Origin of the sequence: Pseudonocardia pini, assembly GCF_013870575.1 — a bacterium.
GTDB classification, from domain to species: domain Bacteria; phylum Actinomycetota; class Actinomycetes; order Mycobacteriales; family Pseudonocardiaceae; genus Pseudonocardia; species Pseudonocardia pini.
The window spans coordinates 1-7,376 of sequence record NZ_JACBXB010000223.1; the positions used below are offsets into that span (position 1 = coordinate 1).

A 7,376-nucleotide genomic window follows, 5' to 3' on the forward strand; every position below is an offset into this window, starting at 1 on the left:
CGGTCGTCAGCACGACCGCGGGGGCGCGGAACTCCTCGCGGCCCTGCGGGGTGTCCACGAGGACCCCGACCACCGCGCCGTCCTCGACCACCAGCTCGGCCAACGGGTGCAGGGTGCGCAGCTCGATCGCGCCGGACTCGACCTGGCGGTCGAACAGCGGCCGGACGGTCTCGAGGATGGACCGGGCCATCTGCGGGCGGGTGACCGGTCCCGGACCCCAGTACAGCCGCGGCTTCGAGTACGACTTGTAGGGCTGGTACTCACTGACGGGGGCCGGGCACTCCGGGTCGAACGGGAAGCCGAGATCGTCCAGCCAGTCGACGGTGTGGGGCGCCTCGTCGACGGCGAGCCGGACGACGACGGGGTCCGCGGTCCCGTTGGACAGCGCCATGACGTCGGCGAAGTGCTCGTCCGGGGTGTCGACGATGCCGCGCTCACGCTGCCGACGGGTACCGGCCGCGCTCATCTTGCCGCCCGCCACGAGGAGGGTGCCGCCGATCTCGTCGGTCTTCTCGACCACGAGGACGCGCGCACCGCGCTCCGCCGCCGTGATCGAACAGGCGAGGCCGGCGGCACCGGCCCCGACGACGATGAGATCCCACGGTTGGGACATTTCGGACTCCTTTTCGCGAGGGGATGCGGGGTGGGGCCTCAGAGCTGCGAGAACTCGATCATGCCCCGGATGTTGCGGCCGGCACGCAGGTCGTCGATCGCCTGGTTGACCTCCGCCAGCGGGTAGACGGACGTGACCATCTCCTTGAGCCGGAGGCGGCCCGCCCGGTGCAGGTCGAGGAAGGCGAGCTGGTCGCGGGAGGGGTCGTCGCCCCCGTAGAGGCTGCCCTTGAGGGTCTTGTGCCTCGAGGTGAACTCGAAGGGGCTGACGGCGAGGGCGGGCACCCCGAGCGAGGCCCCGACCAGCACCGCCGTGCCACCGCTGCGGATGGCCTTGACGGTGTCGTTGACCTGGTCCGCCGTGGCGTTGCCCACGCAGAGCAGGGCCCGGTCCGCGCCGTACCCGCCGGTCAGGTCCAGCACGGCGGAGGCCCAGTCCTCCTGCGTGGCGTCGAGGGTGTCGGTGGCGCCGAACTTGCGCACGGCGTCGAGCTTGTGGGCGGCGATGTCGACGGCGACGATCCGGCCCGCGCCCGCGGCCACCGCCCCCTGCACGGCGGCGGTCCCGACACCCCCGGTGCCGATGACGACGACGGTGTCGCCGACCTGGGTGCCCGCCGCGTTCATCGCCGCTCCCGCCCCGGTCATGAACCCGCAGGAGAGCAGGGCGGCGGCCTGGAGGTCGGTGTCGGCGGGGACCGGCACGCAGGAGTCCTCGTGCACCACGACGCGCTCGCTGAACACGCCCAGGCGCGTCATCTGCCGGACGCCCTCGCCCTCGGCGGTCCGGGCCCGCAGGGACCCCTGCAGCGGGACGCCGTCGGACCCCATGCCGCGGACGCAGTCCACGGTGCGGCCCCGGGTGCACGGCACACAGCGGCCGCAGGACGGGATGTAGGTGAACAGCACCCGGTCGCCCGGCGCGAGGCCTGCGACGCCGGCGCCGACCGCGGTCACGACGCCCGCCGCCTCGTGCCCGGCGATCATCGGCACGGTGGTCCGGGAGCTGGTGAAGCTGATCAGGTCGGAGTGGCAGAGCGCCGCCGCGGCGACGTCCACGACGACCTCGTGGTCGGTCGGGTCGTCGAAGACGACGGTCTCGACACTCAACGGCGCACCGATCTCGCGGAGTACGGCGGCACGGGTCTCGAACATGGTTCCTCCGGTGGTTCGGGGTGGTTCACCCCTTGAGGGCGACGGCCTTGGTCTCGAGGTAGGCGTCGAGCTGCTCGTCGCCCAGGTCCTTGCCGTAGCCGCTGAGCTTGAAGCCCCCCATGGGGACGGCGGGGTCGGTCACGCCCCAGGTGTTGACCCAGACGTTGCCCGCCTTGAGCCTGCGCGTCATCCGCATCGCGGTGCCGAGGTCGCGGGTCCACAGGCCCGCCGCCAGCCCGTAGTCGGTGGCGTTGGCCAGCGCGACGACCTCGTCCTCCGTCTCGAACGGGGTGGCGACCACGACCGGGCCGAAGATCTCCTCGCGCACGATCCGCATGGCGGGGTCGACCCCGGCGAACACGGTCGGAGGGACGTAGAACCCCTCGCCCAGACCGTCCTCGGTGAGGCGCGCGCCGCCGGACACGACCTCGGCGCCCTCGGCGCGGCCGACGTCCAGGTAGCCGAGCACGCGGTCGAGCTGCTCCCGCGAGGCGAGCGGACCGAACTGCGTGGTGGCCAGCGCCGGGTCGCCGATCCGCAGGCCGCGGCCGTACTCGGCGACGCCCGCCACGACCTCGTCGTAGACGGAGCGGTGCACGTAGAGGCGGGAGCCCGCCGCGCAGATCTGCCCGCTCCCGGTGAAGATCGCGGCGCCCGCGGCGGGCACGGCGAGCGCGAGGTCGGCGTCGGCGAAGACGATGTTCGGGGACTTCCCGCCGAGCTCCATGGTGAGCCGCTTCATCGAGCCCGCCGAGGCCCGCACGATGTGCCGGGCCGTGGCGACCGACCCGGTGAAGGAGATCTTGTCGACGCCGGGGTGCTCGGTCAGCGCCGCGCCGGTGCCGCCGTCTCCCTGGACCACGTTGAGCACGCCCGGCGGCAGCCCCGCCTCGAGGGCGAGCTCGGCGAACCGCAGGGCGGAGAGGGGGGACTGCTCGGCGGGCTTGTGCACCACGGTGCAGCCCGCCGCGAGCGCCGGGCCGATCTTCCAGATCGCCATGGTCAGCGGTGCGTTCCAGGGCGTGATGGCCCCGACGACGCCGACCGGCTCGCGCACCGTGAAGGTGAGCAGCTCGCCGCGCCGGGAGTTCTCGATCGTCTGGCCCCGCACCGTCCGGGCCTTCGCGGCGTACCAGCGCAGCAGCTCGGCGGCGTCGGCGATCAGGTAGCGCGCCGCCGCCACCGTGCGCCCCACGTCGATGACGTCGAGCAGCGCCAGCTCCTCCCCGTGCTCCACGACGAGCTCGGCGAGGCGGAGCAGGACCCGCTGGCGCTGGTCCGGGTTGAAGCCCGCCCAGGGCCCCGCCAGCGCGGCCCGGGCCGCGTCGACCGCGCGGTCGACGTCCTCGGGGCCCGCCTTCGCGACCTGGGTGATCACCGTCCCGACGGCGGGATCGACGGTGTCGAACGTCGCGCCGTCCGCCGCGGGCACGGGCTCGCCCGCGATCAGCAGGGCGCGGGGTCGAGTGTCGATCTGAGGTCGCGAGACCACCTGCGGCGAGTCGGTCTGAGCGGGCACGGCAGCTCCAACTGTGATGATTCGAGTATCGAATGTCCTGGGGGCGAGACGCCTGTCGGCCATATCCTAAGGTCCCCGAAGGCCATTCACGCAAGCGTGTTCCGACACCCGGCGGAATCCACCGTCATTCCGATGCATCCGCAGCTCAGAGGCAATTTTTCGAGGTCGCCGAACGGCGTAGCACGGCCGTAGCAAGAAGCGGTCTAGGGTGGCCCGAGACAAGCCCGCGACAGTCATTCGAACGGGAGGCGACCATTCCGTGGAACGGTTCGACCTGATAGTGGAAGGCGGGCAGGTACTGCTGCCCGGGGACGGTCTGACCGAGGCCGCCGTCGCCGTGCGCGAGGGCCGCATCGCAGCCCTGCTCCCGCCCGGCACGACCGCCGACGCGACCGAGCGCCTCGACGCCACGGGACGGGTCGTGCTGCCCGGTGCCATCGACGCCCACATCCATCTCGGCGCGAGCATCACGGTGCCCAGCGAGGCGGAGGAGGTCGGCACCGAGACCCGCTCCGCCGTCGTCGGCGGGGTGACCACGGTGCTCGGCTACCTCATGTCCGCGGAGCCGTACGAGGAGCTGTTCGAGCCCGCGATCAAGCTCTTCGAGCAGGCCTCGTACACCGACTTCGGGGTGCACTTCGTGATCGGCACGCCGCACCAGCTGGAGATGCTGCCGCGGTACGTGAACGAGCTCGGCGTCTCGTCGTTCAAGTTCTTCATGAACTTCCGCGGGACGGAGGGCGCCTACCTGGGCCTGCCGGGCAACGACGACGGCTTCCTGTGGGACCTGCTGCGCGCGGCCGCCCCGCTGGGCGCGATGGTCAACCCGCACCCGGAGAACATCGAGGTCGTCTGGCGCACCCGGGAGGCCGCGCAGGCGAACCCGCCCGCGGACCCGCTGCAGGCCTGGGGGGCGTCGCGGCCGCCGGTCGTCGAGGCCGAGGCGATCTCGCGCGCCGCGATGTTCGCCGCGGAGTCCGGGACCTCGCTCTTCTCGGTGCACACGAGCTCCCGGCTGGCGCTGGAGGCCATCGCGGACCGGCGGAACCGCCAGTCCGGGATCTACGTCGAGACCTGCCCGCACTACCTGGTGCTGGACGAGGAGTCCGGCGTGGGCACCTACGGCAAGGTGAACCCGCCGCTGCGGACCGCGGAGGACCGCGAGGCCCTCTGGACGGCCCTCGAGCGCGGCGAGATCGACGTCGTCGGGTCCGACCACGTGCCCCGGCACCGGTCGGCCAAGGAGAAGGACATCTGGTCCGCCTCCGCCGGGTTCCCCGGCATGGAGACCCTCCTGCCGGTGATGCTGTCGGAGGGCCACCTCCGCCGCGGCATCCCGCTGGAGCGCATCGTCGAGGTGGTGTCGACCAACCCGGCGAAGATCTTCGGGATGTACCCGCGGAAGGGCCGGATCGCCCCCGGTGCGGACGCCGACCTCGCGATCGTCGACCTCGACGCACCCCGGACCCTCTCGAACGACACCGTCGTCTCCGCCGCCGCCTACACCCCGTACTCCGGCCTGGAGGTCGGCGTCTCGGTCACCGACACGGTCGTCGGCGGCCGCGTGGTGGTGCGCGGCGGCGAGGTCGTGGCCGGTCCGGCCGGCGGCTACGTCCACCGCGCGGCGAGCGGTGCCACCGCCGTCGAGGCCACGCGCACCCACTCCGCCGGGAGGTCCGCGTGAGCTCCCCGTGGTCGGACATGATCAGCCCGGACGACGAGGCGCGCTACGCCGCCGCCGGGTTCGGCAGGCCGGTGGGCCTCGGCGAGCGCCCCGCCCTGCTCATCATCGACGTCCAGTACCGGACGATCGGCGACTCGCCCAAGCCCTTCTTCGAGTCCCTCGCCGACTACCCGACCTCGTGCGGGGAGCGCGGCTGGGCCGCCGTCGAGAACATCGCCCGGCTGCTGTCGGTGTTCCGGGCACGCCGGCTCCCGGTGCTGTACCCGCACGTGGCCCGCAAGGTCGCCGCGGAGGGCGGCAGGCTGGCGGGCAAGGTCCCGGCGATCATGGGGGTCGCGGACCGCGGGTACGACTTCGTCGCGGAGGTCGCGCCGGACGAGAACGCCGTGCTGCTCCCGAAGAAGCACCCCAGCGCCTTCTTCGGCACCGCGCTGGTCTCGCACCTGATCGACCTCGGCGTGGACACCCTCGTCGTGACCGGGGCGACCACGAGCGGGTGCGTCCGCTCGACGGTCGTGGACGCCTTCGCCTACAACTTCCGCGTCGCCGTGCCGCACGACGCCTGCTACGACCGGGCCGACAGCGTGCACCAGGTCAACCTGTTCGACATGGGGCAGAAGTACGCGGACGTGGCGTCGACCGACGAGCTCGTGGCCGCGCTGGCGTCGCCGGTCCCGGCCGACCGGGCGGGCTGAGCCGTGCGGTTCCGTGCCCGCGGGCCACGCCCGCGCTTCTTCGCCGATCCCGAGCTCGACCGCTTCCACGTCATGCTCGTCGCCCTGCTGGGCGAGGTGTCCGTCCTGCGCGACCGGTTGGACGCCGTCGAACGGGTGCTCGACTCGGGCAGGCCCTTCACCCGCGCCGACCTCGAGGCCTACGAGCCCGACGCGGCCGCGGCCGCGGAGCGGGAGGCGGAGCGGTCCGCCCTCGTCGAGCGGGTCCTGCGCGTCGTGCTCGAGGACGGCGCGGAGGCCGACACCGGCTACGCCACCGTGGAGGACGTCGTCGCCACGGTGTCCGCCCCGCACCCCGTTCCCCTGGTCACCCCGGGAAGGAAGACCTCGTGACCGTCACCCCACCGAAGCAGTTCGCGCACGCGGTGCTGCCCTCGGCCACGCTCGACGAGCGTGCCCGCGAGGACGCCGTCCGCACGCTGCGCCGCACCGTCCTCGACCGTCTCGTCCCCGGGGTCGCCGACGCGTGGCGGGACCGGGTCGAGCCCGCGCTCCCCGACCCCGCCGCCACCCGCGCCGAGATCCGCTCGGCGATGCTGGCCGACCCCTTCGTGCAGCACACCTTCTCCCTGCGCCGCATCGTGCAGGAGCAGGTCTGGGACACCACCGCGCAGATCGTCGGGAGGCAGGCCGAGGACCTGGCCGAGCGGGCGTCGTCGATGCCCGCTCGGGCCGGGGGGACCCTCCAGCTCGATCCCGACCTGCCGATCCCGCCCTACCTCAAGACCCTCGACGTGCACGGCATGCCGACCGGGTACTGGGACGAGGTGACCGACGGGCACGACGTCGCCGCGGGCGCGATGTACGACCGTGGCGTGTACCTCTACGCGCTCGGTCGCAGCGGCCCGCTCGGCGACAGCCGGGGCCGGTCGGTGGCCTTCGACTTCTTCGCCGAGCGGCTCCCGGACTTCCGGCCGGCCCGGATCCTCGACCTCGGCTGCTCCGTCGGGCACAGCCTGCTGCCCTACGCCGAGCTGTACCCCGAGGCCGAGATCTGGGGCATCGACGTGGCCCCCGGCGTGCTGCGCTACGCCCACGCGCGCGCGGAGTCGCTGGGCAGGCGGGTCCACTTCGCCCAGCGGGACGCCGAGGACACCCGGTTCGCGGCGGGCTCGTTCGACCTCGTCGTGTCGCACATCCTGCTGCACGAGACGAGCGCGGCCTCGCTCCCCCGGATCTTCGCGGAGTGCCACCGGCTGCTCGCCCCCGGCGGGTACATGGTCCACGCCGAGCTGCCGCAGTACGCCGACCAGGACCTCTTCACCCAGTTCATGATCGACTACGACACCTTCTACAACAACGAGCCGTTCTGGGGTGCCATGCACGACACCGACCTGGACCGGCTGGCCGTCGAGGCGGGCTTCGCTCCCGAGGACGTCTCGGTGGCGTTCGTGGCCAGCGGGCGCACCGAGGGCACCGACCGCACGGGCCGCTCCCAGCCGGGCCGCTCCCCCGGTCAGCTGCAGCTGACCGTCGCACGGAAGGCGGTGGCCCGATGAGTGGGCACGTCGAGTTCGGACTGTCCATCCGGCCCGCGCCGCCGGAGGAGGACGTCGCCCTGGTCGCCGAGGCCGAGCGCCTCGGGTTCGACCTCGCGCTGTTCGGCGACTCCCAGAACGCCTTCGCGAGCCCGTTCGTGCGGATGGGCGCCGCGACCAGGGTCACCGAGCGC

General features: G+C 73.0%; 7 protein-coding genes. 4 read left to right on the plus strand and 3 right to left on the minus strand.

Features of this window, described 5'->3' with window-relative positions:
- The 3 genes from H5J29_RS14665 to H5J29_RS14675 form a co-directional block, all read right to left on the minus strand.
- Positions 1–613 (minus strand): FAD-dependent oxidoreductase (locus tag H5J29_RS14665; RefSeq protein WP_181781516.1); only part of this gene is annotated, 613 nt, incomplete at its 3' end.
- 38 nt (positions 614–651) lie between these two features.
- Positions 652–1,767 (minus strand): zinc-binding dehydrogenase, encoded by a 1,116-nt coding sequence (locus tag H5J29_RS14670; RefSeq protein WP_181781517.1) that lies wholly within the window; start codon positions 1,765–1,767, stop codon positions 652–654.
- 25 nt (positions 1,768–1,792) lie between these two features.
- Positions 1,793–3,286, minus strand: coding sequence for an aldehyde dehydrogenase family protein (locus H5J29_RS14675; RefSeq protein ID WP_312858228.1), 1,494 nt, complete (start codon positions 3,284–3,286; stop codon positions 1,793–1,795).
- Between the two features lie 259 nt (positions 3,287–3,545).
- Here H5J29_RS14675 and H5J29_RS14680 point away from each other — a divergent pair, with 259 nt between their 5' ends.
- From H5J29_RS14680 to H5J29_RS36220, 4 genes are read left to right on the plus strand one after another with little or no spacing between them, the layout of a single operon-like run.
- Positions 3,546–4,970 carry a dihydroorotase gene (locus H5J29_RS14680; protein WP_181781519.1) on the plus strand — a complete coding sequence of 475 codons (1,425 nt, stop codon included), beginning with the start codon at positions 3,546–3,548 and terminating at the stop codon, positions 4,968–4,970.
- A complete protein-coding gene (locus tag H5J29_RS14685) occupies positions 4,967–5,665 on the plus strand; it encodes an isochorismatase family protein (RefSeq protein ID WP_220187427.1) in 699 nt (232 codons plus the stop codon). The genes H5J29_RS14680 and H5J29_RS14685 overlap by 4 nt, the downstream gene beginning before the upstream one ends.
- A 3-nt stretch (positions 5,666–5,668) precedes the next feature.
- Entirely contained in the window at positions 5,669–6,037 is a 369-nt protein-coding gene (locus H5J29_RS14690) for a hypothetical protein (RefSeq protein WP_181781520.1), read from the plus strand.
- A complete protein-coding gene (locus H5J29_RS36220) occupies positions 6,034–7,203 on the plus strand; it encodes a class I SAM-dependent methyltransferase (RefSeq protein WP_181781521.1) in 1,170 nt (389 codons plus the stop codon). The genes H5J29_RS14690 and H5J29_RS36220 overlap by 4 nt, the downstream gene beginning before the upstream one ends.
- The last annotated feature ends 173 nt before the right edge of the window (positions 7,204–7,376 follow it).

Bases quoted from the DNA above. Each gene is read 5' to 3' on its own strand.
- H5J29_RS14670 (WP_181781517.1), bottom strand. From the start codon at position 1,767: ATGTTCGAGACCCGTGCCGCCGTACTCCGCGAGATCGGTGCGCCGTTG.